General features: G+C 56.4%; 1 protein-coding gene. It reads left to right on the forward strand.

Annotated elements, in window-relative coordinates; genetic code table 11:
- Positions 1-440, forward strand: a 440-nt coding sequence (locus tag PA598K_RS35260) for a carbohydrate binding domain-containing protein (RefSeq protein ID WP_185602443.1), incomplete at both ends; no start/stop codon positions are given.

Consider the following 440-nt stretch of genomic DNA (forward strand, 5'->3'; position numbering starts at 1 on the left):
ACCGTCAATGCGCAATACGCTGGCGCGATCGTCGATATGCTGGGCAAGATGGAGCAGAACAACCAATACGAAATGTCTGCCAAGGTCAGAATGGCCGAGGGACAATCGCCGACCGTGCTGCGCATCAGCGTGCAAAATGGCGAAGGCTCCTATGCCAATGTATCGCAAAACGCGACTGTCAACGCTGACGGATGGGTGGAGCTGAAGGGCACCTATATCCAGTCCATGGAATCGACCTTGCTGAAGGCGTATATCGAGGTAGCCAATACGTACGCAGAGCCGCGGACGTTCTACCTCGATGACTTCAAGCTGAGCTATGTCGGTCCGGTCGCAGGACCGCTGCCGGTCCAGACCGATATCGGCAAGCTGTCCGAGATCTATAAGAACGACTTCCTGATCGGCAATGCCGGCGGCACGGTGACGCTGCAAGGGAACAACCT

Origin of the sequence: Paenibacillus sp. 598K (genome assembly GCF_003851045.1) — a bacterium.
Taxonomy (GTDB): Bacteria; Bacillota; Bacilli; order Paenibacillales; family Paenibacillaceae; genus Paenibacillus_D.